The following is a 773-nucleotide window of genomic DNA, read 5'->3' on the forward strand; positions in this document are numbered from 1 at the left end:
AATGATCAAATCTTTATTTAGACTCTCTTTACGCATGGTCACAGGTTTTGTTCAAAGTCTGATTAAACTTTGTGGATTAAATTGGACCGCACCAGATTACAGTACGCTTTGTCGAAGACAAAAACATATTGATATTGCGATTAGCTATCAAAAAAGTAGTGATGGGCTACATCTACTCGTCGACTCAACTGGCTTAAAGTTTCTAGGTGAAGGTGAGTGGAAACGTAAGAAACATGGACCTGAATATCGTCGCCAATGGCGTAAGCTTCATATTGGCATCGATGCTGAAACCTTGCAAATACGTGCAGTACAGCTTACTACAAATAATGTGAGCGATTCGCAAGTACTCGGTGATTTACTTGCTCAAATTCCCTTAGATGAACGAATTGATTCGGTCTATACCGATGGTGCTTATGACACGAAGCACTGCAGACAAGTCATTCTAGATCGAGATGCACATGCGCTCATTCCGCCAAGAAAAAATGCAAAACCATGGAAAGATCAGAAATTGAGATCTTTAGAGCGGAATGAGTTACTGAAAACAGTTAAACGTTTAGGAAGAACGCTTTGGAAAAAATGGTCTGGTTATCATCGTCGAAGTTTAGTTGAAACCAAGATGCATTGCATCAAACTATTAGGTGATAAATTAACAGCAAGGAGTTTTTCTAGTCAGGTGAATGAGATTCATGCACGCATAGCCGTATTGAACAAATTTACAGAATTAGGTCGTCCTCATACCCAAGTTGTCACTTGAATTCTGTTCAAATGAGCAG

At 39.3% G+C, this 773-nt stretch carries 1 protein-coding gene; it reads left to right on the forward strand.

Annotation, left to right across the window (positions count from 1 at the left end):
* Positions 1 to 754 (forward strand): IS5-like element ISAha2 family transposase (locus CL42_RS16215; RefSeq protein ID WP_000597506.1); only part of this gene is annotated, 754 nt, incomplete at its 5' end.
* Between the last annotated feature and the right edge of the window lie 19 nt (positions 755 to 773).

The organism is Acinetobacter sp. Ver3 (assembly GCF_000632455.1).
In the GTDB taxonomy this organism is placed as follows: Bacteria; Pseudomonadota; Gammaproteobacteria; order Pseudomonadales; family Moraxellaceae; genus Acinetobacter.